We start from the raw sequence: 26,306 nt of genomic DNA on the forward strand, positions 1-26,306 counted from the left end.
GCACGGAGTGCATTGATCAGTGAAATAGCTAGAGTGGGTCGTGTTGATCGAAGGTGGTTATCAGTGGCATCCCGGTACAGCACCCCGCACGGCCCGCACCGAGGCAAGCAGCCCAGCCTTTCGCAGCTCAGAGCCTTCGCGGCGGTCGCAGAGCATCTGCACTTCCGTGATGCGGCGGCCGCCATCGGCATGAGCCAGCCTGCACTCTCGGGCGCGGTTTCGGCCCTCGAAGAGGCACTCGGTGTCCAGCTCCTCGAGCGTACGACGCGGAAGGTGCTGCTCTCTCCCGCGGGGGAGCGGCTCGCGGTCCGCGCCCGGGCCGTCCTCGACGCGGTCGCGGAGCTGATGGAGGAGGCGGAGGCGGCCCAGGCCCCCTTCACCGGCGTCCTCCGGCTCGGCGTGATCCCGACCGTCGCGCCGTATCTGCTGCCCACCGTGCTGCGGCTCGTCCACCGCCGCTACCCCGAGCTCGACCTCCAGGTCCACGAGGAGCAGACCTCCTCGCTCCTGGAGGGGCTCACCGCCGGGCGGCTCGACCTGCTGCTGCTCGCCGTGCCGCTCGGCGTGCCCGGCATCGCGGAACTCCCCCTCTTCGACGAGGACTTCGTCCTGGTCACCCCGGAGGGGCACCCCCTTGCCGGGCGCGACGACATCCCGCGCGAGGCCCTCAAGGAGCTCCGGCTGCTGCTCCTCGACGAAGGGCACTGCCTGCGCGACCAGGCCCTCGACATCTGCCGGGAGGCCGGTCGCACCGACGGCGCCGAGGTCACCACCACCGCCGCCGGGCTCGCCACCCTGGTCCAGCTCGTCGCCGGCGGCCTCGGGGTGACCCTGCTGCCGCGCACCGCCGTGACCGTCGAGACCGCCCGTAACACCGCCCTGTGGACCGGAAGGTTCGCCGAGCCGGCGCCCTCGCGGCGGATCGCCCTCGCGATGCGGACGGGCGCGGCCCGGCACGCCGAGTTCGAGGAGCTGGCGGCGGCCCTGCGCGGGGCGATGAAGGGGCTTCCCGTACGGGTGCTGGGCGCCTGAGCCCGTACGGACGCTCTCGTACGGGTGAGGGGCTTCCTGACACCCCCCGGTGCCAGGAGCCGACGCCCCTCTCGCACATACGAACGACGGGTTACTCCGTGCGCAGTCCGTCCGCCCTCATCAGCCGCCACAGCACCGGCATGCTCAGCAGCGTCACCACCGCGATGAGACCGAGGCCGATCCCGACGACGGGCAGGAAGACCCACCAGTCGTTCACCCGCTGACCGCCCATCCTCAGCAGGACCACCCCGAGGCCGAGGCCGCCCGCCACGGCGAGGGCGAGTCCGAGGAGGATCGGCACCGCCGTCTGCCAGAGCACCGACCAGCTCAGGGTCGAGCGGCGGGTGCCGAAGGCGACGAGCGAGGACAGCAGCCGCTTGCGGTCCCGCAGTTGCTCCAGGGTCGCCACCAGGAGCGAGGCCGCCACCAGGAGCATCGTCAGGGTGGAGCCGACGAGGATGCCGGTGCGGACGCTGGAGAACGCCGCGTCGCGCTCGGTGTCCTTGAGGGTGCGCACCCAGGACGTCGGATCGATGGCGTCCGCCGTGTTCCGTACGAGGTCGGCGGCGTCCGGCACGGCAGGGTCGAGCCGGACCATGGCCTGCGCGTCGGGTTCGTCGAGCCCGGCGGTGTCGATCGCCGCAGGGGTGGCGAGGACGCCGTACTGGTACATGCCCGTCGGATCCGGCCGGGAGTCCACGACCTTGGCGGCGGCGGGTATGCGCCACTCCGGCAGCGGTGCGCCCTTCGGGCGCTGCGGCGCGCTCGGGTGCGGATGCGGGTCGCGCAGGGCGACCGTGGCGCCGGGCCGGGCGGTCCTGGTGACGAGGGAGTCGTCCGGGTTGCCCTGTCGGCCGTGCGCGAGGAAGACGAACACGTCGCCGTCCGCGCAGGAGGGAAGCGTCGCGAACTCCCGGAGGGAGGCGCAGTCGCCGACCCGGAGCGAGGCCTGCGGGGAGAACTCCTCGCCACCCTTCAGGGGGCCGGGCCGCCACACGCGCGACTCGACGACGCCGATCACGCCGGCGACGCCCTCGGTCCGGCGCAGGCGGTCGATCATCCCCCGGGCCTCCTCGGCGGTCCTGGCGTCGGCGCCGATCGCGATCTGGGCGCGGGAGGTGTCCTCGCCGGTGGGGCTCGTGAAGTCGTTCTCCATCGCCTGGAAGAGCATCTGGAGCGCGATCGCCCCCGTCGCCGCGACGACGATTCCGCTGACCGCGCGGGCCGCCGTGCCGCTGCTCAACTGGAGCCTGCGGACCGCGAGCTGCCAGGCCACAGGACCGGCGTGCAGCCGCTTCACGCCGGCCTCGACGAGCCATGGCAGCAGCGTGGTGAGGCCGGTCAGGGCGAGTGTCGTGCCGAGCACGACGCTCACGCTGTCGATGCTCGTCTGGTTCGCCCGCACGTCGCCGATGAGCGGGACGAGGAAGGCGACGCCGGCCGCGAGCAGCAGCAGCCGCCACCACAGCCGGCGGCGGCGCGGGGTGGAGGTGCGGACGACGCCGAGCGGTTCGATGACCACCCCGCGCAGCGCGAAGAGGGTGACGACGACCGAGGCGACCGGGACGACGGCGAGGACGAGCAGGGCGAGCGCGGTCATCGGGACGACGTCGCCGGGGTAGGCGTTGACGTCCCAGATGGTGAAGATCCCCGCGAACTGCCGGGCCGCCGCGAAGAGTCCGAGGCCCACGAGCAGGCCCAGGAGCGCGCTCGCGAGGGATTCGCCGGCCGCGATCCGCCGGGTCATGGCGGTGTCCGCGCCGATCAGCCGCAGTGCCGCGAGCCGCCGGTCGCGCTGCTCGCCGCCGAAGCGGACGGCGGTCGCGACGAAGACCAGGACGGGGAGGAGCAGGACGACGCAGGCGACGACGACGAGGAGGATCAGGAACGCGTTCATCGGTTCCTCGGGCACCGACCAGCCGTAGCGGGTGCCGCGCCCGTCGAGGTTCTCGGCGTCGAGGAAGTCGACGTGGGCGACGTACCGGAGTTCGGCGGGGCCGATGAGTCCGGCCGGGCCGATCGTCCCGGCGATCTCGTAGGGGAGCCGCTTCTTGAGGAGGGCGCCCTCGGGGGAGTCGAGCAGTTCGCCGAGTGCGGGGGAGACCAGCATCTCGCCGGTCCGGGGGAAGGCGGGGGCGCCCGGCGGGAGCGGGGGCGCGTCGCCCTCGGGGCGCAGCAGCAGTCCGCTGACGACGTCGTCCCGGTAGACGGTGGTCCGGCTCAGGTGGAGGAAGGAGTCGGGGCGGGGCGAGGTGACCTCCTCGCTGCCGTCGACGGCCCGGACCGACTCCCGCACCTCCCGCTGGAAGAGCATGTTCGGGAAGGAGGCGGCGAGCAGCAGCAGGGCCACGCCGAAGCCGACGCCGGTCGCGGTCAGTACGGTGCGGAGCAGGCCGGAGCGGCCGCCGGTGACCGCGAAGCGGGCGCCGAGCGTCAGGTCGCGGGCCCAGGTGCCGGGGCTCATGCGGCCCACACCGAGTCCCGTACCGAGCCGTCCCGTACGACGACCTCGCGGTCGGAGTAGGCGGCGACCCGGGCCTCGTGGGTGACGAGGACGACGGCGGCGCCGGTGTCACGGGAGGCGTCGGTGAGGAGCCGCATGACCCGCTCGCCGTTGAGGGAGTCGAGCGCGCCGGTCGGCTCGTCGGCGAAGATCACGCGCGGGGCGGTGACGAGGGCGCGGGCGACGGCGACGCGCTGGCCCTGGCCGCCGGATATCTCGCCGGGGCGTTTGCCGGCGACGGTGTCGACCTCCAGGCGGGCGAGCCACTCGGCGGCCCTGGCCTCGGCGGTCTTGCGCTTCTCGCCGTTGAGGCGGAGCGGGAGGGCGACGTTCTCGACGCAGGTCAGCTCGGGTACGAGCTGGCCGAACTGGAAGACGAAGCCGAAGTCGGTGCGGCGCAGGGAGCTGCGGGCCCCGTCGGAGAGCGCGGTGAGCTCGCGGCCGTCGTAGGTGATGGTGCCGGCGTCGGGGCGCACGATGCCCGCCAGGCAGTGCAGGAGCGTCGACTTGCCGGAGCCCGAGGGGCCCATGACGGCGACGACCTCGCCGGCCCGGAGGGCGAAGTCGGCGCCGGCGAGCGCCGGGGTCGGGCCGTAGGCCTTGTCCAGGCCGGTGGCGTGCAGGAGCGGGGTGGGGCTCATCGGCGGATCTCCTCGGCGAGCGCGTCGAGGCGGGCGGCGGTCAGTTCGAGCCAGCGCAGGTCCGCTTCCAGGTGGAAGAGGGCGTGGTCGCAGATGAGCTGGTCGGCGAGGTCGCCGTCCCGCTTGCGCCGGGTGAGTTCGCGCATCAGCCGGAGGTGCTCGGCGCGCTGGGTGTCGAGGAGCTCGGCGGCGCCGCGGCCGGTGAGCAGGGCCAGGACGACCTTGGTGTAGAGCGTGGACTGGAGGTACGGCTCCGGCTTCTCGGGGGTGGCGAGCCACTGGGCGACATCGGTGATGCCGGCCTCGGTGATCGCGTACCGCTTCCGCTCCGGGCCGCCGCCGGCCTCGATGCCGTCGACGACGACCAGGCCGTTCTTCAGGAGCCGGGACATCGTCGAGTAGACCTGGCCGTAGTGGAGCGGCCGGTCCTGGCCGAACTTCTCGTCGAAGGCGCGCTTGAGGTCGTAGCCGTGGCGCGGGCCGGACTCCAGGAGCCCGAGGAGGGTGTGACCGATGGACATGGCACCACTGTACACGCGGTGTATACGCACGATGTATAGCCGGACCCGGCTGGGTCCGTCACCAAGCGGAACCGACCCTTCACGCAACCATCCGTCCGGCCCGAGCGTCGGTTCCTCTGGGCGTGGGTGCTGATTCTCACGTCCGGAAAAGACGTGATCGGTTGTCCTTTGTCCGCCTCGTCGGTGTTAGCTTGCTGAGCTGATCCGGCGCGGACGGGCTCAGCACCGAGGGCGCCGGACACACGACGAGCGGAGCGACGGGACACATGGGCCGACCGGACAAGGGCAAGGCGAAGAAGCGCGGCATACGCCGTCTCTTCACCTGGAAGAAGCTCCTGGGCACCTTCTTCGTGTGCTGCCTGCTCGGCATGGGTGCCCTCTACGTCGTCTACCTGATGGTCCCGGTGCCGTCGGCCAACGCCGAGGCGACGATGCAGAGCAACATCTACAAGTACTCCAACGGCAAGATCCTCGCCCGCACGGGCAAGATCAACCGTGAGATCGTCGGCCTCGACAAGATCCCACTGAAGGTCCAGAACGCGTTCGTCGCCGCCGAGAACAAGACCTTCTACAAGGACAACGGCGTCGACATCAAGGGCACCACCCGCGCCGCCTGGAACACGATCACCGGCAAGGCCAAGCAGGGTGGCTCGACCATCACCCAGCAGTACGTCAAGAACTTCTACCTGAGCCAGGACCAGACGGCCACGCGCAAGCTCAAGGAAATGGTCATCGCCATCAAGGTGGACCAGAACATGAGCAAGAGCGACATCCTCGCCGGCTACATGAACACCAGCTACTACGGGCGCAGCGCCTACGGCATCCAGGCCGCCGCCCGCTCGTACTACGGCGTCGACGCCACCCAGCTCACCACCGCGCAGGGCGCCTACCTCGCCTCGCTGCTCCAGGCGCCCAACCAGTACGACTGGACGTCCGCGAGCGCCACCGGCCGCAAGCTCGTCGAGGAGCGCTGGAACTACGTCCTCGACAACATGGTCGGCGAGGGCTGGCTCACCCCCTCCGAGCGCGCCGGCATGAAGTTCCCCGTCCCGCAGAAGCCCAAGCCCGCCCCCGGCATGGAGGGCCAGACCGGCTACATCGTCGAGGCCGCCAACCAGGAGCTGATGCGCCAGGGCATCAGCGAGGAGGACATCAAGTCCGGCGGCTGGACGATCACCCTCAACATCGACGAGAAGAAGCAGAAGGACCTCGTCAAGGCGGTCGACAAGCAGCTGGAGTCCAAGCTCGACCGCAAGGGCGACAAGAAGCAGGCCACCGTCCAGGCCGGCGCCACCTCCGTCGACCCGAAGACCGGCGCGGTCGTCGCGCTGTACGGCGGCGTCGGCGCCACCGAGCACTGGATGTCCAACGCGACCCGCCGCGACTACCAGCCCGCCTCCACCTTCAAGCCGCTCGTCCTCGCCTCCGCCGTCGACAACCAGGCGGTCACCCAGGACGGCCGGAAGATCGGCCTCGGCACGGTCTACGACGGAGACAGCAAGCGCCCGGTCGTCGGCAGCCCCATCGACTTCGCGCCGGAGAACGAGGACGACTACAGCTACGGCCCCGTCACCGTCCAGAAGGCCACCAACAAGTCGATCAACTCGGTCTACGCCCAGATGATCGTCGACGTCACCCCGGCCAAGGCCAAGAAGACCGCCCTCGCCCTCGGCATGAAGGACGGCGCGGACTTCCCCGAGAGCCCCGCCATCTCCCTCGGCACCATGGGCGCCTCGACCATGGACATGGCCGGCGTCTACGCCACGCTCGACAACCACGGCAAGAAGGTCACCCCGACCCTGGTGAAGACCGCCACCCACAAGGACCGCACGGTCCAGGGCGCCCAGGCGATCGGCGAGCAGGTCATCAGCCGCGAGGCCGCCGACACCGCCACCCAGGCCATGACGGGCGTCGTGAAGAGCGGCTCCGGCTTCCGCGCCGCCGGCGACTACGAGGCCGCCGGCAAGACCGGCACCTCCGAGAACAACCGCTCCGCCTGGTTCGTGGGCTACACCCCCGAACTCGTCACCGCCGTCGGCCTCTTCGGCGAGGACGCCCAGGGCAACCAGGTCACCCTCACCGACACCATCAACGAGGGCCGCGCCAACGGTGGCCGTACGCCCGCCCAGATCTGGGGCGACTACACCGAGCGCGCGCTGAACGGCGGCTCGGACGCCACCTTCGACCTGGAGACCGACGGCGCCGCCCCCGACGGCACCCTGCCGGAGCCCACCGAGAGCAGCGAGGCCCCGGCGACCGAGGAGCCGACCGAGGAGCCGACCACGGCCCCCACGGGCCCGACGGCCCCGCCGACCTCCACGGCCACCACCCCGCCGCAGCCGACCGGCGACCCCGTCACCACGCCGCCGGAGCCCACCGGGGAGCCGACGGCCACCGAGGAGCCGACGACCGCGCCGACCACGATCCAGCCGCCCGACGCGGGCGACCCCGTCGTGAACAGCAGCGCCCGCCCGCCCCGCTGACGACACACGCCGAAGGCCGGACCCCTCGCACGGGGTCCGGCCTTCGGTGCTTTCCCGCGGGTACGGGGCTCAGGTACGGGACTCAGGTACGGGTCGCCAGCTCGAACCAGACCACCTTGCCGCCCGAAAGCCGGGTCGCCCCCCACCGCCGGGCCAGCCGGTTCACCAGGAAGAGCCCGCGCCCGCCCTCGTCGGTGTCGCGCGCCCGCCGCTGCCGGGGCAGCTGCGGAGAGTCGTCGCCGACCTCGCAGCGCAGCACGTCCGTACGGAGCAGCCGCAGGGTCACCGGACGCTCCGCGTACCGCACGGCGTTCGTCACGACCTCGCTGATCAGCAGCTCGACCGAGTCCGTCAGCTCCTCCAGGTCCCAGCGGGCCAGCGCCCGCCGGGCGAGCCGCCTGGCCCGCCCCGGGGCGGCGTCCTCCGGCTCCAGGAACCAGTACGCCACATCGCTCGGCGCGATCCCGTCGAACCGGGCCGCGAGCAGCGCGATGTCGTCGTCCCGGTCGCCGGGACCCAGCATGTCCAGGACGTCGTCGCAGAGCGCTTCGAGCGGCGGCGAGTGGTCCGGGCCCGTCAGCTGCGCGGTCGCCGCGAGGCGCTCCCGCAGCTGCTCGATCCCCGTCCACACGTCCCGCAGCCGGGACTCGACGAGACCGTCCGTGTACAGCAGCAGCGTCGCGCCCGCCGGGGCGTCCAGCTCGACCGCCTCGAAGTCCACCCCGCCGACCCCGATCGGGGCGCCGGGCGGCACCCGCAGCACCTCGGCGCGGCCGCCCAGGTGGAGCAGTATCGGCGGCGGATGGCCCGCGTTGGCGACCGTGATCCGGTGCGAGACCGGGTCGTACACCGCGTACATGCAGGTCGCCATACGGTTCTCGCCGAGCCGCTGCGCCTGCTCGTCCAGGTGGTGCAGGACCTCCTGCGGAGGCAGGTCGAGACCGGCCAGGGTCTGCGCCGTGGTGCGCAGCTGGCCCATGATCGCCGCCGAGGTCATGGAGTGGCCCATGACGTCGCCGACGACCAGGGCGACCCTGCTGCCGGGCAGCGGGATCGCGTCGTACCAGTCGCCGCCGACCCGGGCCGTCTCGGCCGCCGGCAGATAGCGCGAGGCCAGCTTGACGCCGGTCGGCTGCGGCAGCGAGTCCGGCAGCATCGTCCGCTGGAGCTCGTCCGCGATGTACGCCTCACGGCCGTAGAGCACGGCCTTGTCGATGCCGAGCGCGGTGTGCGTGGCCAGCTGCGCCGCGACCAGCAGGTCGTTCGGCTCGAAGCCGGCCCGCTCGGGGCGGCGCAGGAACACGGCCGCGCCGATCACCCGGCGCCGGCCGCGCAGCGGCGCGAGGACCGCCCGCAGCCCGCCGGGCAACGGGTGCTCGGGGCCGAGGAGTTCGGTGAGGGCGGACTTCGCGGCCGCGGAGTCGCCGAAGACCGGCCGCACCCCGCGCAGCACCTCGGCGAGCGCCCCGCCGTTCCGTACCTCGCAGAGTTCGGCCGCGGGGGTCGGTTCCGGATCGGGTACGAGGACGAGCTCCTCGCCCTCCAGATCGCTTAACCGGAGCCGGTCCGTGCGGCGCAGCCGCAGCACGAACGGCGCCACCGGCCGCTCGTCGCCCACCGGGAGCGGGTCGCGGAGGTAGACCAGGATCTCGTCGGAGAAGGTCGGCACGGTGGCCCGGCACAGGCCGAGGACGATCTCGTCCAGGTCGATGCCGCGCGCGATGCGCCGGGTCGCGGCCCCGACGAACCGCAGCCGCTCGCCCTCCCGCCGCGCGGAGCCGTCCCCGCCGCGCGACCCGCCGGGCGGTTGCGGGGAGACGGCGACGGCGACCGCGCCGGGGGTGCCGGGGTGGCCCGGGCCGCCGGGGGTGTCCGGGTGGCCCGTGCCGGCCGGCATCTCCGGCGTGGTGGGCTGCGTGGGTGCCTCCGCGCCCGGGGTCGCGGGGATCGCCGGGCCGCCCGCCTGGGCGGGCAGGTCGGAGGGCAGGCCGGCCGCCGCCTCCTGGCGAGGCCGCGCGCGTTCCTGCGGCCGGGCAGCCAGGGGCTGCCGGCCTTCGTGGGAGGTGGGATGCTCCGTCACGCGTGGGATTCCGTCCGTCCGGGCCGGTGGTGCGATGCACTCGCTCTTCTCGCCGATGCCGCGCCTTCGGCGGGGGTAAACCCCTCGTATGCAGCGGATGTGGACGTTCCGCGAGCTGCGGCAACGGCAGGGGTCGCAACACCCGGGCGCACGTCCGGCACTGCTCTCCCCCTCGTGGATGACTTCTGGTCAGGTCCTGCGCTGTGCTGAGTCGTTGACGTGCGGTTCGGTCGGTCTGACGTGGTGTTCGGTCCGTCTGTGCCGTGCGGAGGACGATCCTACGTTTGAACCCCGGGGGCGCATCAAGGGTCTCACGGCGCCGTGTGCGCCGGAGTGCGATCCCAGTCCGCCGGCAGATCCGGAACCCGCCAGCCCGGATCGGGCCGCCAGTCCTCCCAGCCGTCCGCGAACGGCGTCCCCCATCTCTTGATCCGCTCCACCGCCCGCTCCCCGGCCGCCCGCACCCCGGCGGCCTGCTCCGGGCTCATCAGGCCGGACCGCTGGGCCTGCGCGAACTCGTCCTCGTCCCGCCACAGCCAGCTGCGGTCGGGGTAGACGGAGATGTCGAGGAAGTGGTCCTCGGAGTCGAAGCCGCCGGACCACCGGACCCGCGGCTCCTCGAGGTTCACGTACCAGCTGCGGAAGCGCCAGCCGCGCTCCCAGAACAGCCACACCGACCACGGCTCTTCGGGCCGCGCCAGCTTGAGCACCCCGCTGCCGGCCCAGCGGGTGCGCTCGGTGGTGCGGGGGGCGGTGTAGCGGGTGGCGAGCGGCTCCTCGTGGACGGCCGTGCCGTCGGCGAGGACGGGCCGGACGCACTCGGTGCCGGGCGCCATCCAGACCGCGAGCAGCTCGGGCGTGTCCTGGACGACCGTCACCGGCCGGCAGATGTGCACCGCTCCGGTGCCATTGCCGCGGTAGCGCCAGAGGATGTGATCCCCCGGCGCCCAGTGCTGAGGGCCGCCCGATCCTGTCATGCGCAGATCTTAGGGGCGCGCTCCCACGACCGCTGCGGCACAGATCACCAAGGAGTCGGCTACCGGTCACGGACGAAACGGCTACCGGCCGGTCGCCGGAGGCCGGGGGTGCGGGCCCCGGTCGCCACCGGCCGGTCGCCGTCGGTGGGGCCGCCGGCCTACGGGTGCGTCATGCGCAGCACGTCCAGCGCCTCGTCGAGCTGCTCGACGGTGAGGTCGCCGCGCTCCACGTAGCCGGACTCGAGGACCACCTCGCGGATGGTCTTCCGCTCGGCGAGGGACCTCTTCGCGACCTTCGCCGCCTCCTCGTAGCCGATGTACTTGTTCAGCGGGGTGACCACGGACGGCGACGACTCGGCGTACTCCCGGGCGCGCTCCACGTTCGCCGTGATCCCGTCGACCGTGCGGTCGGCGAGCAGCCGGGAGGCGTTGGCCAGAAGCCGTACGGATTCCAGGAGGTTCTTGGCCATCACCGGCAGCATCACGTTGAGCTCGAAGTTCCCGGCCGCGCCCGCCACCGCCACGGTGGTGTCGTTCCCGGTCACCTGGGCGGCGACCATCAGGACCGCCTCGGGGATCACCGGGTTCACCTTGCCCGGCATGATCGAGGAGCCGGGCTGGAGGTCGGGGAGGTTGATCTCGGCGAGGCCGGTGCGCGGGCCGCTGGCCATCCAGCGAAGGTCGTTGGCGATCTTCGTGAGGGAGACGGCGATGGTCCTGAGCTGCCCGGACGTCTCCACCAGGCCGTCGCGGGCGCCCTGGGCCTCGAAGTGGTCGCGGGCCTCGGTCAGCGGCAGGCCGGTGGCGCGGGCGACCTCGGCGATGACGGCCGCGGAGAAGCCGGCCGGGGTGTTGATGCCGGTGCCCACCGCCGTACCGCCGAGGGGGAGTTCGGCGAGCCGGGGGAGCGCCGCGCGCAGCCGCTCGGCGCCGTACCGGACCTGGGCCGCGTAACCGGCGAACTCCTGGCCCAGGGTGACCGGAGTGGCGTCCATCAGATGCGTACGGCCCGACTTCACCACCGACGAGAATTCGGCCGATTTTCGCTCCAGGGCGGCGGCCAGGTGATCGAGGGCGGGGATCAGGTCACGGGTGACGGCGGCGGTGGCCGCGATGTGGATGGAGGAGGGGAAGACGTCGTTCGACGACTGCGAGGCGTTGACGTGGTCGTTGGGGTGGACCTCGCGGCCCTCCGGCAGCCGCTCGGTGGCGAGGGTGGCGATCACCTCGTTGGTGTTCATGTTGGACGAGGTGCCCGAGCCGGTCTGGAAGACGTCCACGGGGAAGTGCTCGTCCCAGCGCCCCTCCGCGACCTCGTCGGCGGCCGAGGCGATCGCCTTCGCGCGGTCCTCGTCGATCACGCCGAGCTCGGCGTTGACCTTCGCGGCGGCCGCCTTGATGCGGGCCAGAGCCTCGATGTGGGCGCGCTCCAGGCGCTGCCCGGAGACCGGGAAGTTCTCCACGGCCCGCTGGGTCTGGGCCCGCCACTTGGCGTGCGCGGGGACCCGCACCTCGCCCATGGAGTCGTGCTCGATCCGGTATCCATCGTCCTGGTTCATGTATCCAACCTCCAATAAAAGATGAGCACTTGTCTTGTTCGATGTATTCCCAAGGCGCGTACCGGCCAGTAAAAACCGTGGGTAACCCCACTTCCAGGAGGCGCAGTGAAGCGCACCAGGTACAGACTCCGCTGGCCCGTCGCGGCCGTCGCCGCCGCCGCGGCGGCCCTCGGCAGCATGACCGCAGTCGCCCCCGCCGGCGCGGCCGACACGAGCACCGCGGCCGGAATCACCTCCGTACCGCTCTCTCCCGAGCTGGAGGCGATCCGGGCGGCCGAGGCCACCAAGATCTACGGCAGCCCCGAGGAGCGCCCGCTCGCCCAGCGCAGGACCGGCCTGATCTCGCTGGGCGACAGCGAGATCTCCGGCGAGGGCGTCGGCACGTACGAGTCGCCCACCAACGGGCCCACCAACTGGTGCCACCGCTCCCCGGACGCCGCCATCCACCGCACCGGGATCCCCGCGGACCTCACCTTCAACGTGTCCTGTTCCGGCGCCTACACCGGGAACATCCGGATCGGCGGCTCCAAGCAGTACGCCGACGAGCTCGTCCAGAGCGACAACCTCGCCATCAAGGCCCGCAACACCCGCATCAAGATGGTCCTGCTCGTCGCCGGCGCCAACGACGACCTGCAGTTCGGGCCCGTCATGACCGACTGCGTCCAGCGGTACGTGCTCAGCCAGGGCACCTGCGAGCCCAAGTACGCCCCCGGCTGGCAGGCCCGCGTCGACGGACTCGTCCCCAAGGTCGAGCAGACCGTCCGCGACCTCAGGACCGTCATGCGCGACGCCGGATACGCCGACGGCGACTACAAGCTCGTCGTCATGGGCTACCCCAGCCCGATCGGCCCCGACTTCCACGACAACCCGAACTTCCCCGGCAAGCTCGCCTGCGGCGGCATGGGCTACGACTCCGACACCAAGTGGGGCCGCAACACCGCCGTCCCCGCCTTCGAGCGCGGCATGCGCAGGATCGCCGCCGACACCGGCGCCACCTACCTCGACAACTCGCGCCTCTTCCACGGCCACGAGGTCTGCATGGAGGACACCTGGGCCCGGGGCCTCTACATCGACCTCTCCAAGCCCGGCGGCCTCGACGAGAACTCCGTACGCCAGTCCTTCCACCCCAACAAGAGCGGCCACGGCGCCTTCGCGTCCTGCCTGACCCAGATCTACAACTCGGGCCTGCGCGAGGCGAGCTGCGCCGACGTCAACTCCTCCGGCACCCCGACGCTCTTCCCGCTCGCCTGGGACGACGCGTACCAGCCGCTGAGGAACCAGGCGACCGGCAACTGCCTGGACGTCAACGCCTCCGAGTCCGCCAACGGCACCGCCGTCCTCGGCTGGGACTGCCACGGCGGCCGCAACCAGGGCTGGTGGTACGACTCCGCCCGGCAGACCGTCCACACCCAGCTCACCCAGGACCGCTGCCTGGACGTACCGGGAGCCGCCTACCAGGCCGGCAAGGCCCTCATCGTCTGGAACTGCAGCGGCGCCGCCAACCAGAAGTTCGTCCGTGACGGCGCCACGATCCGGCCCGCCGCCGCGACCGGACTCTGCCTCGCCCAGAGCGCGGCGAAGGAGCCGGTCAGGCTCCAGAACTGCGACGGCTCCGCGAACCAGAAGTTCGCGTAAGGGCCTTCGGAAACCCCGTGGCCTCCGTCCGGTGCGGGACGGGGGCCACGGTCATGCTCAGAGCGCCTTCGTCCGGTGCGGGGCCACGGTCATGCTCAGAGCGCCTTCGTCGTGCTCTTCGCCAGCTCGTAGGCCGGGAGCATCTCCCGGTGCTCGTCGGTGTCGAGCCCGCCGAGATGGACGATGACGACCGCGCCCTTCGGGGTGGAGACGGCGAAGGCCCGCTCCTCCTTGGACTCCTCCATCAGCTCGTTGTAGACCGTGTAGGTCACCTCGGTCGCGGGCAGCGCGCCCGCCTTCGTCTCCCGGTAGGTCACCGCCGAACTGCCCTTCTCCGCCTTCACGAAGCCTTCGAGGGCCGTGCGGGCCGGGCCCTTCGGGGCCGTCCACACCCGCAGGTAGCCGATGTTCCCCGAGGGCTTGGCGTCGACCTCGCAGCGGACGGTGGCCGGGCCCTGCCGCGTGAGCGCCGCGAACTCCGGGTCCTCGGGGTTCTTGATGGCCTCCGGCTTCCAGTCCTCCGCGAGCCCGAAGGAGACGGGCAGCGCGCAGGCCGACCCCGGACCGCCGAGGGTCGCGGCGGCCCGGGGCGCGGCGGGCGCGCTGGACGTCTTGTGCGTGCCGGCCGCCGGGGCGACGGGCTTCGGGGTCGTACCGCAGGCGGTCAGCAGCAGTCCGGCCACCGCCACGAGGGCGGCGGGGACGGCCGTACGTATCGGTCGTGCTCTGTCTGGCATGGCGCCATGATCCCCGACGCCGCCGCCGCGGATTGCGCCGGACGGGCGAATCCGGCGTGATCGCCGCACAATGTGAAGCGTGCCGAGGGGGACCCCCATCCCACGGGAGGCAGGACATGACCCGCACCTTCAGGAGGATCGGCTCGCTCTGCGCCGGTACGGTCGCGGCGGTCACCTTCGCCGCCGCCGCCCCCGCCCAGGCCGACAACGGAGACGGCTTCGAGTTCACGCTCTACGCCAAGCAGGTCCCGCCCCCCGCGGCGGACGAGAGCGGCCCACCGCCCAAGGTCGGGGACGCCCCCGTCTTCGCCGACGACCTCTACAAGACCAAGGGCGGCGAGAAGGTCGGCCGCGACGGCGTGGCCTGCGCCGTGGTGCGCGTCTCCGGCGACCAGGTCGACATGAACTGCGTCGGCACCATCGTCCTGAACGGCGGACCGGGCGGACAGCTCGCCGCCCAGGCCCTCACCACCTTCGACACCTCGAACGACACGCCCTCCGCCTTCGACCTCGCCGTCACCGGCGGCACCGGTGACTTCACGAGCGCGCGCGGCTACATCAGCGTGACCCCCGACGGGGACTACGACCGGATGGACTTCCACATCACCAAGCGGTAGGCGACGGGCAGGGCTAGGAGAGCTTGCCGCCGTAGTCCGGGAGCTTGAAGGCGCGCTCGGCGTGGCCGCCGACGAGGTCGGTCGTGTTGTTGCCGATGTTCGCGATGATCGTGTAGCCCTTGGCCTCGATCTCGGCGCGCTTCTCGGTCTTGTACGCGCTGACCTCGGCGAACAGGTCGGGGAGCGAGCGCACGTACAGCCCGTCGACGGGGTAGCCGGCCTTCTTCAGGTTCCAGTCCGTCAGGGAGTAGATGATCCCGGGGCGGGCGGTGACGAAGAAGACGGCCACCCCGCGCGCGTGGGCGTCGTTGACGAGCGCGCGCACGTCCGCGATGGCCGGGGTCGGCAGCTCCCAGAACGGGTGGAAGTCCGTCTCCAGGGAGCTGTTGTCGATGTCGAGGACGATGGCCTGCTTCTCGCGGCCGGCGTTCTCCGAGCGCGCCTCGATGTACGGGCGGGCCTCGGCGACGACGGCGGCGACGTCGTGGCGCCAGGTCGTGTAGTCGACGTCCGCGAGGGCCGCGGCCGAGGTGACGTGGGTGTCGGGGTCGGCGGCGGAGGCGGCGGGCGCGGCACCGACGACGAGGACGGCGGTCAGGCCGAGGGCCGCGGCGGTGGTCTTGGCGGAGGGCATGGGGGGCTCCCGAGTGGTGGGTCGAACCGGCTCAGTGATTGACATGCTCGCGACCCATACTGACCAGTAGGCAACGGGAGGGCTACCGGTTGGTAGCGACTTTCTGAGCGAAAGATCTTTCCGGGCGGAGATCCCTTCCGGGCGGAGAAAAACGACGCCCCCCGGCCGGGAAGGCCGAGGGGCGTCGCGAGAGCCCTACGAGATCGGGAGAGATCAGGCGAGACCGGGACCCCGCACCGGGATGTGCGTGAACGTCGGCTCCGGGGCCGGGTTCTGGAAGAAGTCGTTGCCCTTGTCGTCCACCACGATGAACGCCGGGAAGTCCTCGACCTCGATCTTCCAGACCGCCTCCATGCCGAGCTCCTCGTACTCGACGACCTCGACCTTCTTGATGCAGTCCTGCGCGAGGCGCGCCGCCGGGCCACCGATCGAGCCCAGGTAGAAGCCGCCGTGCGCGCCGCACGCGTCCGTGACCTGCTTGCTCCGGTTGCCCTTGGCCAGCATGACCTTCGAGCCGCCCGCGGCCTGGAACTGCTCCACGTACGAGTCCATGCGGCCGGCCGTCGTCGGACCGAAGGAACCGGAGGCGTAACCCTCGGGGGTCTTCGCGGGGCCCGCGTAGTAGACCGGGTGGTCCTTCAGGTACTGCGGCATCTCCTCGCCCGCGTCCAGGCGCTCCTTGATCTTGGCGTGCGCGATGTCGCGCGCCACGACCAGCGGGCCGTTGAGGGAGAGACGGGTCTTGACCGGGTACTTGGTCAGCTCGGCGAGGATGTCGTCCATCGGCTGGTTGAGGTCGATCTTGACGACGTCGCCGGCCTCGTCCAGGTGGGAGTCCTCGGTCTCCGGCAGGAAGCGCGCCGGGTCGGTCTCCAGCTGCTCCAGGAAGACGCCCTCGGCGGTGATCTTCGCGACGGCCTGGCGGTCGGCCGAGCAGGACACGGCGATCGCGACGGGCAGCGAGGCGCCGTGACGGGGGAGGCGGACGACGCGGACGTCGTGGCAGAAGTACTTGCCGCCGAACTGCGCGCCGATGCCGATCTTCTGCGTCAGCTCGAAGACCTTCTCCTCCAGCTCCTTGTCGCGGAAGCCGTGGCCGGTCTCGGCCGAGCCCTCGGTGGGCAGCTCGTCCAGGTAGTGCGCGGAGGCGTACTTCGCGGTCTTGAGCGCGAACTCGGCGCTGGTGCCGCCGACGACGATCGCCAGGTGGTACGGCGGGCAGGCCGCCGTGCCGAGCGAACGGATCTTCTCCTCCAGGAACTTCATCATGGAGGCCTCGTTCAGGACCGCCTTGGTCTCCTGGTAGAGGAAGGACTTGTTGGCCGAGCCGCCGCCCTTGGCCATGAAGAGGAACTTGTACGCGCCGCCGTCGGTCGCGTACAGCTCGATCTGCGCGGGCAGGTTCGAGCCGGTGTTCTTCTCCTCCCACATGGTCACCGGGGCCATCTGCGAGTAGCGCAGGTTGAGCTTGGTGTACGCGTCGTAGATGCCCTTGGACAGGGCCTCCTCGTCGCGGCCGGAGGTCAGCACGTTCTGGCCGCGCTTGCCCATGACGATCGCGGTGCCGGTGTCCTGGCACATCGGGAGCACGCCCGCGGCGGCGATGTTCGCGTTCTTGAGGAGGTCGAGCGCGACGAACTTGTCGTTGTTCGACGCCTCCGGGTCGTCGATGATCCGGCGCAGCTGGGCCAGGTGCGCCGGGCGCAGGAAGTGCTGGATGTCGTGGATGGCCTCGGCGGCCAGCTTGCGCAGCGCCTCCGGCTCGACCTTGAGGAACGTACGCCCGTCGGCCTCGAAGGTGGAGACACCTTCGGAGGTCACCAGGCGGTACGGCGTGGTGTCCTCTCCCAGGGGGAGCAGATCGGAGTACGCAAACTCAGGCATGACGGCGGCCATTCCTCACTCGGCAGACAGCTGCGCCGCCTCCGTTGGCGGCGCGCCCTCCAGCGTATGACGCGGGGGCGGCGCCGATCCTGTGAGGTAAGGCTCAGTAGCGGGCGGAAGGGTGCCGGAATGGCGTGTTTCCGTGCCCGGACGTGCGCGTCCGGGGGTGTCCCCTAGGGGACGGGACCAGGGTCTGTCCCTCTGGTTGCGATCTATCGCGTTTCGCTAGGCTGACTTCGTGGACCTCGAAAAGCAGCCCGAACCCGAGAAGCAGCCGCAGCCGCAGCGGCCGGTCGCCCCCGCCGAGCCCGCTCTCGCCGGGCCCGCCCACGTCGATCCGCAGGGTTCGCTGCGGGCCTCGGACGCCGACCGCGACCGCGTCGCGGACATCCTCAGGGACGCCCTCGCCGAGGGACGGCTCGACGCCGAGGAGCACTCGGACCGGATCGACGCGGTCTACCGGGCCAAGACCGTCGGGGAACTGGAGCCGATCGTCCGCGACCTGCCGGCCGCCCGGACCGCCCGCGAGCCCGAACCGGCCGTGGCCTGGGGCCCGGACGACCCCGAGGGCCCCGCGGAGAGCCTCGTCGCGATCTTCTCCAGCACGACCCGCAAGGGCCGCTGGCGGGTGAGCCGCCGGACGAACGCCTTCGCCCTCTTCGGGAACGTCGAGATCGATCTGACCGAGGCGATCTTCGCCCAGCGGCTGACCACCATCAACGCCACCTCGATCTTCGGCAACGTGGAGGTGCGGGTCCCGGAGAACATCAGCCTGCGCGGCAGCGGCAGCGGCGTCTTCGGGAACTTCGAGGTCGTGACCCTGGAAGGGGCCGACCCGCAGGCCCCGGTCGTCGTCATCAACGGCTACTCGGTCTTCGGGAACGTGGAGGCCAGGCCCAAGCGCGGCAAGTGGATCACCGACCTCCAGGGCAGGCTGCGCAAGCACCTCGGACACTGACGACCGGCGCCGTCCCGGGGGCCGCTCCGGTCGCTGGTGCAAGGGCCCTTCCGGGAGCCCTTGTGGGGCGCCCCCGGAGGTGACCGGAATTCGCCCTCGGGTATCCGCAGTGCGGAACGGCGGGGCACGCAGTGCATAGGCGCGCGCACAGCGGGTAGGGCTGGTGCATCGCCGCTCGCTCGCGAAGCCGTCGTCAGGAGTAGACCGTGCTGCAACTGCCGCATCAGCCCCTCCAGGTCGCCGCCGTACCCCCTCAGCGCGCCCCTGCCCGGGAGGACGAGGCCGGTCCATGGCACGCGGAGGCGGTGTGCCGCCGGGACGAGGCCGGGCTCTTCTTCGCGCCCTCCAAGGAGCCGACCGCCGCGCGGCTCGCCCGCGAGGAGGCGGCCAAGCGGGTCTGCGCGCGCTGTCCGGTCATGGTCGAGTGCCGGGAGCACGCCCTGCTCCAGCCCGAGCCGTACGGGGTGTGGGGCGGGCTCACCGCGGCGGAGCGCCGCGTCGTCCTCGCCCGGCGCCGGCGGCGTGAGGTCGAGCTGCGGAAGGCCGCCGCGACCGAGCGGATCGCCCAGGCGGGCTGACGGGACCGCGGAGAGCTTCCCCCGCGCCCGTACGAGAAGGGGCGCCCCCACCGCACATGGGGGCGCCCCTCTTCGTACCGTCGCGCCTTCGTACCGTCGCGCCTTCGTGCCGCCGCGCTGAAGCGTTACTTCGCGCGGTCGAAGTCGATCGCGCTGTAGGCGCGCAGCTTCGAGAGGCGGTGCGTCGAGTCGATCTGGCGGATCGTGCCGGACTTCGAGCGCATGACCAGCGACTGCGTGGTCGCCGTCTCGGCGCGGTAGCGCACGCCGCGCAGCAGCTCGCCGTCGGTGATGCCGGTCGCGACGAAGAACACGTTGTCGCCGCTGACCAGGTCGTTCGTGGACAGCACACGGTCCAGGTCGTGGCCCGCGTCCAGCGCCTTCTGGCGCTCGGCGTCGTCCTTCGGCCACAGCTTGCCCTGGATCACGCCGCCGAGGCACTTGATGGCGCAGGCGGAGATGATGCCCTCGGGGGTGCCGCCGATGCCCATGAGCATGTCGACGCCGGTGCCCTCGCGGACGGCCATGATCGAACCGGCGACGTCGCCGTCCGAGATGAACTTGATGCGGGCGCCGGTCTCGCGGATCTCCTTGACGATGCCCTCGTGGCGGGGGCGGTCCAGGATGACGACCGTGATGTCCTCGGGCGAGGAGTTCTTGGCCTTGGCGACCCGGCGGATGTTGACCGAGACGGGGGCGTTGATGTCGACGAAGTCGGCGGCCTCGGGGCCCGTGACCAGCTTGTCCATGTAGAAGACCGCGGACGGGTCGAACATGGTGCCGCGGTCGGCGGCGGCCAGGACGGCGATCGCGTTCGGCATGCCCTTGGCGTTCAGGGTGGTGCCGTCGATCGGGTCGACGGCGATGTCGACCTCGGCGCCGGTGCCGTCGCCGACCCGCTCGCCGTTGAAGAGCATCGGGGCTTCGTCCTTCTCGCCCTCGCCGATGACGACGACGCCGTTCATCGAGACGGTGGAGATCAGGGTCCGCATGGCGTTGACCGCCGCCCCGTCCGCGCCGATCTTGTCGCCGCGGCCGACCCAGCGGCCTGCGGCCATGGCGGCGGCCTCGGTGACGCGGACCAGCTCAAGGGCGAGGTTCCGGTCGGGGGCCTCGGGGGAAACGACAAGCTCGGGCGGAAGGTGGTGGTGCTCGGTCATCGGTGCGCACCTTTCTGTACGGCGACGGCCGGGAAAAGAGGGTGCTGCGACTCTATCGGTACGTCGACAAAATGAGCAGAGGGGCCCACGTATGAGCACAACACCATGATGCGACCATGGTGGGCGTGGCAGGTATGCGAGGCAGGCAGACGGTACGCGGGATGTTCCAGTCCCTCGGGGTGATCATGGTCGCCGCGGGCGTGATGTATCTCTTCATCCCGCACGACGAGAACGCGGACCCGGTCAAGGCGAAGGACTACCGGGTCGAGCTCCTCACGGCCCAGCGGGCGGCGCCGTATCCGGTGCTGGCGCCCGAGGGCCTGGGCGAGGGCTGGAAGGCGACGGTGGTCTCGTACAAGCGCGAGAAGGCCGACGCCTGGCAGCTCGGGTTCCTCTCCCCGGACACCCAGTACGTGGCCGTGAACCAGTCCACGGCCGAGCCGGGGAAGTTCGTCCCCGAGGTGACCCACAAGGCCAGGAACACCGGGAAGACCCAGACGGTCGCCGGTCAGGTCTGGCAGCGCTGGGAGGGCCCGAAGTACGACGCCCTGGTCCGCACGGAGAACGGCGCGACGACCGTGGTCGCCGGCACGGCCTCCTTCGAGCGGCTGGCCGAGATGGCCGGCTCGCTGAGGTCGCAGAAGGTCTGAGACGCACGGGGAAGGGCCCCGCACTCGTGGAGTGCGGGGCCCTTCTCGCGTACCACTCAGACGGTGGTGACGACCTCGTCGTAGGAGAGGCGCGGGGAGCGCGGGAACCAGGCGTCCTCGCCCGGCTTGCCGATGTTGACGATCATCAGCGGGGTGTGGTCGTCGTCCAGGAACTCCTTCTGGACGCCGGCGAGGTCCGCACCGGTCATCGGGCCGGCGGCCAGGCCGGCGGCGCGGACGCCCACGATGAAGTACGCGGCCTGGAGGGCGGCGTTCAGCAGGGCGGAGCCCTCGCGGACCGGGCGCTCCGAGAAGAACATGTCCTTGGCCTGCGGGAAGTGCGGGAGCAGGGCCGGGAGGTCCTCGTGGAACTCGTTGTCGGCGGAGAGGATCGCGACCAGCGGAGCGGTGGAGGTCTTGGCCGCGTTGCCCTCGGCCATGTGCTTCACCAGGCGCTCGCGGGCCTCGGGGGAGCGGACCAGGGTGATGCGCAGCGGGGTCTGGTTGAAGGCGGTCGGGCCGTACTTCACCAGGTCGTAGATCGCCTGGACCTGCTCGTCGGTCACCGGCTCGTCGGTGAACGTGTTGGCGGTGCGGGCCTCGCGGAAGAGGAGGTCCTGGGCGACGGCGTCAAGGGCGAGAGACATGCTGCGTACCTTCCGGACTGCAAAAGGGGGTCGCCCGTACGAAGTTCGAGCGATGTCTCGACAGTACGCCCAGGATTGGTGAAAATTCAACTAATGCATCCGGATAGTGATCCGGTTCACGTGGAGTCTACCTGTCCGGGTCCCCGTCCCCCCTCGGGGCTACTCGTCCTCGTCCTCCGCCTCCGCGGCCCGCTCGGCCGCCAGCGAGGCGTCCAGGCGGGCCCGGGCGCCCTCCAGACGGCGCCGGCACACCTTCGCCAGCTCCTCGCCGCGCTCCCAGAGCGCCAGGGACTCCTCCAGGGACGTCCCGCCCGCCTCGAGCCGCCGGACGACCTCGATCAGCTCGTCCCGCGCCTGCTCGTAGCCGAGGGCCGCCTCCTCCGCGCTCGTGTCCGCACCCGCGTCCGTGCCCGCTGCCATCTGCCGCTCCATCCTTCGACTCCGTTTCTCCGTACTCAGGCCGGGTCGGCCACGCGCCGCACCGTGAACTCGCCCTCGGCGACCCTGGCCCGCAGCTCCTCGCCCTCCGCGACCTCCCCGGGCGAGCGGACCACCGCCCCGTCCGCCCGCTGCAGCACCGCGTACCCCCGCTCCATCGTCGCCGCGGGGGACAGCGCCCGGACCCGCGCCCGCGTGTGCGAGAGCTCCGAGTCCGCCCGGTCCAGGAGGTGCCCGAGGACCCGCCGGCTCCGGGCGAGGAGGGCCGCGAGCTCGTCCTCGCGGACCTCGACCATGCGCTGCGGATGCTCCATGACGGGTCGCGCGAGCGCGTGCGCCAGGCCGCGCTCCTCCCGCTCCAGGAGGCCGCGCACGGTCCGCAGGGCCCGGTCCCGCAGCCCGCGCACCCGGTCCAGCTCCTCGCCCACGTCCGGGACGACCTTCTTGGCCGCGTCCGTCGGCGTCGAGGCGCGCAGATCGGCCACCAGGTCGAGCAGCGGCGCGTCCGGCTCGTGCCCGATCGCGGACACCACCGGCGTACGACACTCGGCCACCGCCCGGACCAGCTGCTCGTCCGAGAACGGCAGCAGGTCCTCGACACTGCCGCCGCCCCGGGCCACGATGATCACGTCCACGTCCTCGTGCGCGTCCAGCTCCTTGACCGCCTGCACGACCTGCGGGACCGCCTTCACGCCCTGCACCGCGACGTTCCGCACCTCGAAGCGGACCGCGGGCCAGCGCCGGCGCGCGTTCTCCAGGACGTCCCGCTCGGCCGCCGAGGCGCGGCCGCAGACCAGGCCGATCAGGTGCGGCAGGAACGGCAGCGGCTTCTTCCGGTCGAGCGCGAACAGACCCTCCGAGGCCAGGCTCCGCTTCAGCTGCTCAAGCCGCGCCAGCAGCTCGCCGATCCCGACCGGCTTGATCTCCACGGCCCGCAGCGACAGCTGCCCGCGCGGCGCGTACCACTCGGGCTTCGCGTGCACGACGACCCTGGCACCCTCCGCGACCACGTCCGCGACCGCGTCGAAGACCTGGCGGTAGCAGGTGACGCCGATGGAGATGTCGTACGAGGGATCCCGCAGCGTCAGGAAGACGACCCCGGCGCCGGGGCGCCGCGACAGCTGCGTGATCTGCCCCTCGACCCAGATCGCCCCGAGCCGGTCGATCCACCCCCCGATCATCCGGGAGACCTCACCGACGGGAAGCGGTGCTTCTGCGGACGTAGTCAGACCCATGGACCGAGCGTAACCGCGCGGTACGACAACGTCAGGGGCGCGTCCGGAGACCGCGTCACGCGCGCGGGGACGTGCGGGTCGCGCCCTGGACCGACAGGACGACGAGGCCGATGCCCAGCCACACCACGCCCACCACCTGCGCGGCGGCCGAGGCCTCGACGATCACCGCGATCAGGATCGCCGCGCCGACCACCGGCACGACGACGTGCTTCAGCCAGTGCGGCGGCCCCTCCGCCCGCCGCACGGCGAACCAGCCCACCACGCTCGCGTGCAGCAGCACGAAGGCGGTCAGCGCGCCGACGTCGACCACCGACACCAGATGGTCGAGGCCGTCGTCGCGGCGGGCCGCCCACACCGCCGCGATCATCGTCACCGTCGCCGCCACGAGCAGCGCCACGCGCGGGACACCGCCGTCGGTGCGGGCCAGCAGGTGCGGCAGGCGCCGGTCGCGGCCCATCGCGAACAGCAGCCTGCCGCCCGCCGCCTGCCCCGCGAGCGCCGCGAACGCCGCGCCGATCGCCTTGGAGACGGCCACCAGATCGTGCAGCCAGCCGCCGACCGAGCTGTCCACCGCGTCGTAGAAGGCCGAGCCCTGCTTGCCCGGGTCGGCGGCGAGCTCGGCGGAGGAGACCGGCTCCAGGAGCGCCACCAGCCAGCTCTGGGCCACGAACAGGACGCCCGCGAGCGCCAGGCAGAACAGCACCGCCCGCGCCACCTTCGCCGAGCCCCCCGTCACCTCCTCGGCGAACGAGGCGATCGCGTCGAAGCCCAGGTACGACAGGACGGCCACCGACACCGCGCCCACCACCGCGGCGAGCGAGAACGAGCCGTCGCCGGTGAGCGGCGACCACCAGTCGCGCCGTGCCCCGTCCCGTACGAGCATCACCACCGCCGAGACGACGAACACCAGGAGGACCACGATCTCCATCGCGAGCACCGCGAAGCCGACCCGGGCCGCCGCCCGCACGCCCCACAGGTTCAGCAGGGTGGTGACCACCACGGCGATCCCGGTCCACACCCACCGGTCCACCTCCGGGACCAGCGCCTCCATCGCGATGCCCGCGAAGAGGTAGGCGACGGCCGGGATCAGCAGGTAGTCGAGCATCGCCATCCAGCCGGCGATGAAACCCGGCCCCTCTCCGAGGCCCTTGCGCGCGTACGTGAAGACGGAACCGGCCTGCGGAGCGACCCGCACCATCTGGGCGTAGCTGAACGCCGTGAACGCCATGGCGACCGTGGCCACGACGTACACCAGTGCGACGGCCCCGCGCGACTTCGCGTCGAGCGTTCCGAAGACTCCGACCGGCGCCATGGGGGCGATGAACAGCAGTCCGTACACCACAAGGTCGCGGAATCCGAGATTCCGCCGGAGCCCCTCGTGGTCCGCCACCTGCGTCTCCTGAGCCATGGCGCCAGTTTCGGCCAAGGCGCCGCTCCATCCGCTCACCGACGCGGCCTTACGATGGGACGCATGACTGCAACGCCCGCGACGAACCGCCCGAAGCGTGTCCTGCTCGCCGCCCCCCGCGGCTACTGCGCGGGCGTGGACCGTGCCGTGATCGCCGTGGAGAAGGCCCTGGAGCAGTACGGGGCGCCGATCTACGTCCGGCACGAGATCGTCCACAACAAGTACGTCGTCCAGACCCTGGAGCGGAAGGGCGCGATCTTCGTCGACCAGGCGACCGAGGTGCCGCCGGGCAACATCGTGATGTTCTCCGCGCACGGCGTCGCCCCGACCGTCCACGAGGAGGCCCGCCAGGGCCGCCTCAAGACCATCGACGCCACCTGCCCGCTGGTCACGAAGGTGCACAAGGAAGCCGTTCGCTTCGCCAACGAGGACTTCGACATCCTCCTCATCGGTCACGAGGGCCACGAGGAGGTCATCGGCACCTCCGGCGAGGCCCCCGACCACATCCAGCTGGTCGACGGCCCCGAGGACGTCGCCAAGGTCGAGGTCCGCGACCCCTCCCGGGTCGTCTGGCTCTCCCAGACCACGCTCTCGGTCGACGAGACGATGGAGACGGTCGACGCGCTGAAGGAGAAGTTCCCGCAGCTGATCTCCCCGCCGTCCGACGACATCTGCTACGCCACGCAGAACCGCCAGACCGCCATCAAGGAGCTCGCCGGCCAGGCCGAGCTGGTGATCGTCGTCGGCTCCAAGAACTCCTCCAACTCGATCCGCATGGTCGAGGTCGCCAAGCAGGCCGGCGTCCCCGCCGCGTACCTCGTCGACTTCGCCAGCGAGATCGACGAGGCCTGGCTGGAGGGCGTCACCAGCGTCGGCCTCTCCTCCGGCGCCTCCGTCCCGGACGTCCTGGTGCAGGAAGTCCTGGAGTGGCTCGCCGAGCGCGGCTACGCGGACGTGGAGATCGTCAAGACGGCCGACGAGTCCCTGACCTTCTCGCTCCCCAAGGAGCTCCGCAACAAGGACCTGCGGGCCGAGGCGGAGAAGCTCCTGGCAGCCGCGCCGGGCGCGTCCGTCAAGGAGTAGCAAGCCCCCTCAGCCCTTACCGTGGGGTCCATGAACGTCTTCGGAGTGGACATCGGCGGCTCGGGCATCAAGGGTGCCCCCGTGGACCTCGAGCGCGGCACGCTCACCGAGGAGCGCCACAAGGTACTGACCCCGCAGCCCGCCACACCCGACGGTGTGGCGGGCTGCGTCGCGGAGGTCGTGGAGCACTTCGGCTGGACGGGACCCGTCGGGGTGACCTTCCCGGGCGTCGTGACGGGCTCCACCATCCGTACGGCCGCCAACGTCGACAAGTCCTGGATCGGCGTCGACGCGGGCACCCTGATCTCGGACCGGCTGGGCGGGCTCCCGGTGACCGTCCTGAACGACGCGGACGCGGCCGGGGTCGCGGAGATGACCTTCGGCGCGGGCCGGGGCCGCAAGGGCACGGTCATCCTGCTGACCCTCGGCACCGGCATCGGCTCCGCCCTCTTCGTCGACGGCCGGCTCGTCCCCAACACCGAGCTCGGGCACCTGGAACTCAAGGGCCACGACGCGGAGACCCGGGCCTCGACGAAGGCCAAGGAGGACGAGGACCTCAGCTGGGAGCACTGGGCGACCCGACGTCTCCGCAAGTACCTCGCGCACGTGGAGATGCTCTTCTCGCCGGAGCTGTTCATCATCGGCGGCGGCGTGAGCCGCAAGGCCGACAAGTTCCTGCCGCTGATCGAGGGCATCCGCGCGGAGATCGTCCCGGCGGAGCTCCAGAACAACGCCGGGATCGTGGGGGCGGGGATGGCGGCGGGGGCGGTCTGAGGGGGCGCTGGGGGGGCGGGATATTGGATCCGAGATCCGTATGTCGGATCCAAGATCCTGCATCCGACATAC

General features: G+C 71.5%; 23 protein-coding genes. 9 read left to right on the forward strand and 14 right to left on the reverse strand.

The window, feature by feature from the left end; genetic code table 11:
- Positions 1 to 63 precede the first annotated feature (63 nt).
- Positions 64 to 1,032 (forward strand): hydrogen peroxide-inducible genes activator, encoded by a 969-nt coding sequence (locus ACWGN5_RS04580; RefSeq protein WP_453511251.1) that lies wholly within the window; start codon positions 64 to 66, stop codon positions 1,030 to 1,032.
- 91 nt (positions 1,033 to 1,123) lie between these two features.
- Here ACWGN5_RS04580 and ACWGN5_RS04585 read toward each other — a convergent pair whose 3' ends face one another.
- The 3 genes from ACWGN5_RS04585 to ACWGN5_RS04595 are packed head-to-tail and all read right to left on the reverse strand — an operon-like array spanning position 1,124 to position 4,697.
- Positions 1,124 to 3,496 carry an FtsX-like permease family protein gene (locus ACWGN5_RS04585; RefSeq protein WP_453511252.1) on the reverse strand — a complete coding sequence of 791 codons (2,373 nt, stop codon included), beginning with the start codon at positions 3,494 to 3,496 and terminating at the stop codon, positions 1,124 to 1,126.
- Positions 3,493 to 4,176, reverse strand: coding sequence for an ABC transporter ATP-binding protein (locus tag ACWGN5_RS04590; RefSeq protein WP_453511254.1), 684 nt, complete (start codon positions 4,174 to 4,176; stop codon positions 3,493 to 3,495). Before ACWGN5_RS04590 ends, ACWGN5_RS04585 begins: the two co-directional genes overlap by 4 nt.
- Positions 4,173 to 4,697, reverse strand: a complete 525-nt coding sequence (locus tag ACWGN5_RS04595) for a PadR family transcriptional regulator (protein ID WP_225799388.1) — start codon at positions 4,695 to 4,697, stop codon at positions 4,173 to 4,175. The genes ACWGN5_RS04590 and ACWGN5_RS04595 overlap by 4 nt, the downstream gene beginning before the upstream one ends.
- Before the next feature lie 266 nt (positions 4,698 to 4,963).
- Between ACWGN5_RS04595 and ACWGN5_RS04600 the strand changes: the two genes are divergently transcribed.
- Positions 4,964 to 7,180: a transglycosylase domain-containing protein gene (locus ACWGN5_RS04600; protein ID WP_453511256.1), complete on the forward strand. Its 2,217-nt coding sequence runs from the start codon at positions 4,964 to 4,966 to the stop codon at positions 7,178 to 7,180.
- 82 nt (positions 7,181 to 7,262) lie between these two features.
- Here ACWGN5_RS04600 and ACWGN5_RS04605 read toward each other — a convergent pair whose 3' ends face one another.
- The 3 genes from ACWGN5_RS04605 to ACWGN5_RS04615 all read right to left on the reverse strand — a co-directional run bounded on the left by ACWGN5_RS04605 (position 7,263) and on the right by ACWGN5_RS04615 (position 11,796).
- Positions 7,263 to 9,260, reverse strand: coding sequence for a SpoIIE family protein phosphatase (locus ACWGN5_RS04605; protein WP_453511257.1), 1,998 nt, complete (start codon positions 9,258 to 9,260; stop codon positions 7,263 to 7,265).
- Positions 9,261 to 9,571: 311 nt separating this feature from the next.
- Entirely contained in the window at positions 9,572 to 10,237 is a 666-nt protein-coding gene (fomD, locus tag ACWGN5_RS04610; protein WP_453511258.1) for a cytidylyl-2-hydroxypropylphosphonate hydrolase, read from the reverse strand.
- Between the two features lie 158 nt (positions 10,238 to 10,395).
- Complete coding sequence (locus ACWGN5_RS04615) at positions 10,396 to 11,796, reverse strand: class II fumarate hydratase (RefSeq protein WP_453511260.1); 1,401 nt, start codon at positions 11,794 to 11,796, stop codon at positions 10,396 to 10,398.
- A 105-nt stretch (positions 11,797 to 11,901) separates the two neighbouring features.
- On the opposite strand from ACWGN5_RS04615, the gene ACWGN5_RS04620 reads away from it, so the two are divergent.
- Positions 11,902 to 13,431, forward strand: coding sequence for a ricin-type beta-trefoil lectin domain protein (locus tag ACWGN5_RS04620; protein ID WP_453511262.1), 1,530 nt, complete (start codon positions 11,902 to 11,904; stop codon positions 13,429 to 13,431).
- A 95-nt stretch (positions 13,432 to 13,526) separates the two neighbouring features.
- Here the strand turns inward: ACWGN5_RS04620 and ACWGN5_RS04625 are convergent, their stop codons facing one another.
- Positions 13,527 to 14,168 (reverse strand): lipoprotein, encoded by a 642-nt coding sequence (locus tag ACWGN5_RS04625; RefSeq protein WP_453511263.1) that lies wholly within the window; start codon positions 14,166 to 14,168, stop codon positions 13,527 to 13,529.
- Positions 14,169 to 14,284: 116 nt separating this feature from the next.
- Here ACWGN5_RS04625 and ACWGN5_RS04630 point away from each other — a divergent pair, with 116 nt between their 5' ends.
- The gene (locus ACWGN5_RS04630; RefSeq protein WP_453511264.1) at positions 14,285 to 14,785 is read left to right on the forward strand and encodes a dirigent protein; all 501 of its coding nucleotides are present in this window, start codon (positions 14,285 to 14,287) and stop codon (positions 14,783 to 14,785) included.
- Between the two features lie 13 nt (positions 14,786 to 14,798).
- Here the strand turns inward: ACWGN5_RS04630 and ACWGN5_RS04635 are convergent, their stop codons facing one another.
- Positions 14,799 to 15,419: an HAD family acid phosphatase gene (locus ACWGN5_RS04635; RefSeq protein WP_453511266.1), complete on the reverse strand. Its 621-nt coding sequence runs from the start codon at positions 15,417 to 15,419 to the stop codon at positions 14,799 to 14,801.
- Between the two features lie 213 nt (positions 15,420 to 15,632).
- The gene (locus tag ACWGN5_RS04640) at positions 15,633 to 17,303 is read right to left on the reverse strand and encodes a fumarate hydratase (RefSeq protein ID WP_453511267.1); all 1,671 of its coding nucleotides are present in this window, start codon (positions 17,301 to 17,303) and stop codon (positions 15,633 to 15,635) included.
- 238 nt (positions 17,304 to 17,541) lie between these two features.
- Here ACWGN5_RS04640 and ACWGN5_RS04645 point away from each other — a divergent pair, with 238 nt between their 5' ends.
- Together ACWGN5_RS04645 and ACWGN5_RS04650 are read left to right on the forward strand one after the other, a co-directional pair.
- On the forward strand, positions 17,542 to 18,261 hold the full coding sequence (locus ACWGN5_RS04645; protein ID WP_453511268.1) for a DUF1707 SHOCT-like domain-containing protein: 720 nt from the start codon (positions 17,542 to 17,544) through the stop codon (positions 18,259 to 18,261).
- A gap of 206 nt (positions 18,262 to 18,467) precedes the next feature.
- Positions 18,468 to 18,839: a WhiB family transcriptional regulator gene (locus ACWGN5_RS04650; protein WP_030692804.1), complete on the forward strand. Its 372-nt coding sequence runs from the start codon at positions 18,468 to 18,470 to the stop codon at positions 18,837 to 18,839.
- A 125-nt stretch (positions 18,840 to 18,964) separates the two neighbouring features.
- Here the strand turns inward: ACWGN5_RS04650 and glpX are convergent, their stop codons facing one another.
- Complete coding sequence (gene glpX / locus ACWGN5_RS04655; protein ID WP_352023716.1) at positions 18,965 to 19,999, reverse strand: class II fructose-bisphosphatase; 1,035 nt, start codon at positions 19,997 to 19,999, stop codon at positions 18,965 to 18,967.
- 116 nt (positions 20,000 to 20,115) lie between these two features.
- Here glpX and ACWGN5_RS04660 point away from each other — a divergent pair, with 116 nt between their 5' ends.
- Entirely contained in the window at positions 20,116 to 20,649 is a 534-nt protein-coding gene (locus ACWGN5_RS04660; protein ID WP_453511269.1) for a DUF4245 domain-containing protein, read from the forward strand.
- A gap of 56 nt (positions 20,650 to 20,705) precedes the next feature.
- Here ACWGN5_RS04660 and ACWGN5_RS04665 read toward each other — a convergent pair whose 3' ends face one another.
- From ACWGN5_RS04665 to ACWGN5_RS04680, 4 genes are all read right to left on the reverse strand, one after another.
- Complete coding sequence (locus ACWGN5_RS04665; protein ID WP_453511270.1) at positions 20,706 to 21,296, reverse strand: malonic semialdehyde reductase; 591 nt, start codon at positions 21,294 to 21,296, stop codon at positions 20,706 to 20,708.
- A gap of 159 nt (positions 21,297 to 21,455) precedes the next feature.
- Positions 21,456 to 21,716, reverse strand: a complete 261-nt coding sequence (locus tag ACWGN5_RS04670) for an exodeoxyribonuclease VII small subunit (protein WP_369146259.1) — start codon at positions 21,714 to 21,716, stop codon at positions 21,456 to 21,458.
- Between the two features lie 35 nt (positions 21,717 to 21,751).
- Positions 21,752 to 22,969: an exodeoxyribonuclease VII large subunit gene (gene xseA, locus ACWGN5_RS04675; RefSeq protein WP_453511271.1), complete on the reverse strand. Its 1,218-nt coding sequence runs from the start codon at positions 22,967 to 22,969 to the stop codon at positions 21,752 to 21,754.
- Positions 22,970 to 23,024: 55 nt separating this feature from the next.
- On the reverse strand, positions 23,025 to 24,377 hold the full coding sequence (locus ACWGN5_RS04680) for an APC family permease (protein ID WP_453511272.1): 1,353 nt from the start codon (positions 24,375 to 24,377) through the stop codon (positions 23,025 to 23,027).
- Positions 24,378 to 24,431: 54 nt separating this feature from the next.
- On the opposite strand from ACWGN5_RS04680, the gene ACWGN5_RS04685 reads away from it, so the two are divergent.
- Positions 24,432 to 25,460, forward strand: coding sequence for a 4-hydroxy-3-methylbut-2-enyl diphosphate reductase (locus ACWGN5_RS04685; RefSeq protein ID WP_453511274.1), 1,029 nt, complete (start codon positions 24,432 to 24,434; stop codon positions 25,458 to 25,460).
- 30 nt (positions 25,461 to 25,490) lie between these two features.
- Positions 25,491 to 26,234 (forward strand): polyphosphate--glucose phosphotransferase, encoded by a 744-nt coding sequence (gene ppgK, locus ACWGN5_RS04690; protein ID WP_453511276.1) that lies wholly within the window; start codon positions 25,491 to 25,493, stop codon positions 26,232 to 26,234.
- The last annotated feature ends 72 nt before the right edge of the window (positions 26,235 to 26,306 follow it).

The sequence above is a fragment of the Streptomyces sp. NPDC055815 genome, from assembly GCF_053616475.1.

Coding starts and splice junctions, on each gene's coding strand:
- ACWGN5_RS04615 (WP_453511260.1), bottom strand. CDS start 11,796: ATGAACCAGGACGATGGATACCGGATCGAGCACGACTCCATGGGCGAG.
- ACWGN5_RS04680 (WP_453511272.1), bottom strand. CDS start 24,377: ATGGCTCAGGAGACGCAGGTGGCGGACCACGAGGGGCTCCGGCGGAAT.
- ACWGN5_RS04630 (WP_453511264.1), top strand. CDS start 14,285: ATGACCCGCACCTTCAGGAGGATCGGCTCGCTCTGCGCCGGTACGGTC.
- ACWGN5_RS04660 (WP_453511269.1), top strand. CDS start 20,116: ATGGTGGGCGTGGCAGGTATGCGAGGCAGGCAGACGGTACGCGGGATG.
- xseA (WP_453511271.1), bottom strand. CDS start 22,969: ATGGGTCTGACTACGTCCGCAGAAGCACCGCTTCCCGTCGGTGAGGTC.
- ACWGN5_RS04685 (WP_453511274.1), top strand. CDS start 24,432: ATGGGACGCATGACTGCAACGCCCGCGACGAACCGCCCGAAGCGTGTC.
- ACWGN5_RS04590 (WP_453511254.1), bottom strand. CDS start 4,176: ATGAGCCCCACCCCGCTCCTGCACGCCACCGGCCTGGACAAGGCCTAC.
- ACWGN5_RS04585 (WP_453511252.1), bottom strand. CDS start 3,496: ATGAGCCCCGGCACCTGGGCCCGCGACCTGACGCTCGGCGCCCGCTTC.
- ACWGN5_RS04595 (WP_225799388.1), bottom strand. CDS start 4,697: ATGTCCATCGGTCACACCCTCCTCGGGCTCCTGGAGTCCGGCCCGCGC.
- glpX (WP_352023716.1), bottom strand. CDS start 19,999: ATGACCGAGCACCACCACCTTCCGCCCGAGCTTGTCGTTTCCCCCGAG.
- ACWGN5_RS04670 (WP_369146259.1), bottom strand. CDS start 21,716: ATGGCAGCGGGCACGGACGCGGGTGCGGACACGAGCGCGGAGGAGGCG.
- ACWGN5_RS04625 (WP_453511263.1), bottom strand. CDS start 14,168: ATGCCAGACAGAGCACGACCGATACGTACGGCCGTCCCCGCCGCCCTC.
- ACWGN5_RS04665 (WP_453511270.1), bottom strand. CDS start 21,296: ATGTCTCTCGCCCTTGACGCCGTCGCCCAGGACCTCCTCTTCCGCGAG.
- ppgK (WP_453511276.1), top strand. CDS start 25,491: ATGAACGTCTTCGGAGTGGACATCGGCGGCTCGGGCATCAAGGGTGCC.
- ACWGN5_RS04600 (WP_453511256.1), top strand. CDS start 4,964: ATGGGCCGACCGGACAAGGGCAAGGCGAAGAAGCGCGGCATACGCCGT.
- fomD (WP_453511258.1), bottom strand. CDS start 10,237: ATGACAGGATCGGGCGGCCCTCAGCACTGGGCGCCGGGGGATCACATC.
- ACWGN5_RS04635 (WP_453511266.1), bottom strand. CDS start 15,419: ATGCCCTCCGCCAAGACCACCGCCGCGGCCCTCGGCCTGACCGCCGTC.
- ACWGN5_RS04640 (WP_453511267.1), bottom strand. CDS start 17,303: ATGCCTGAGTTTGCGTACTCCGATCTGCTCCCCCTGGGAGAGGACACC.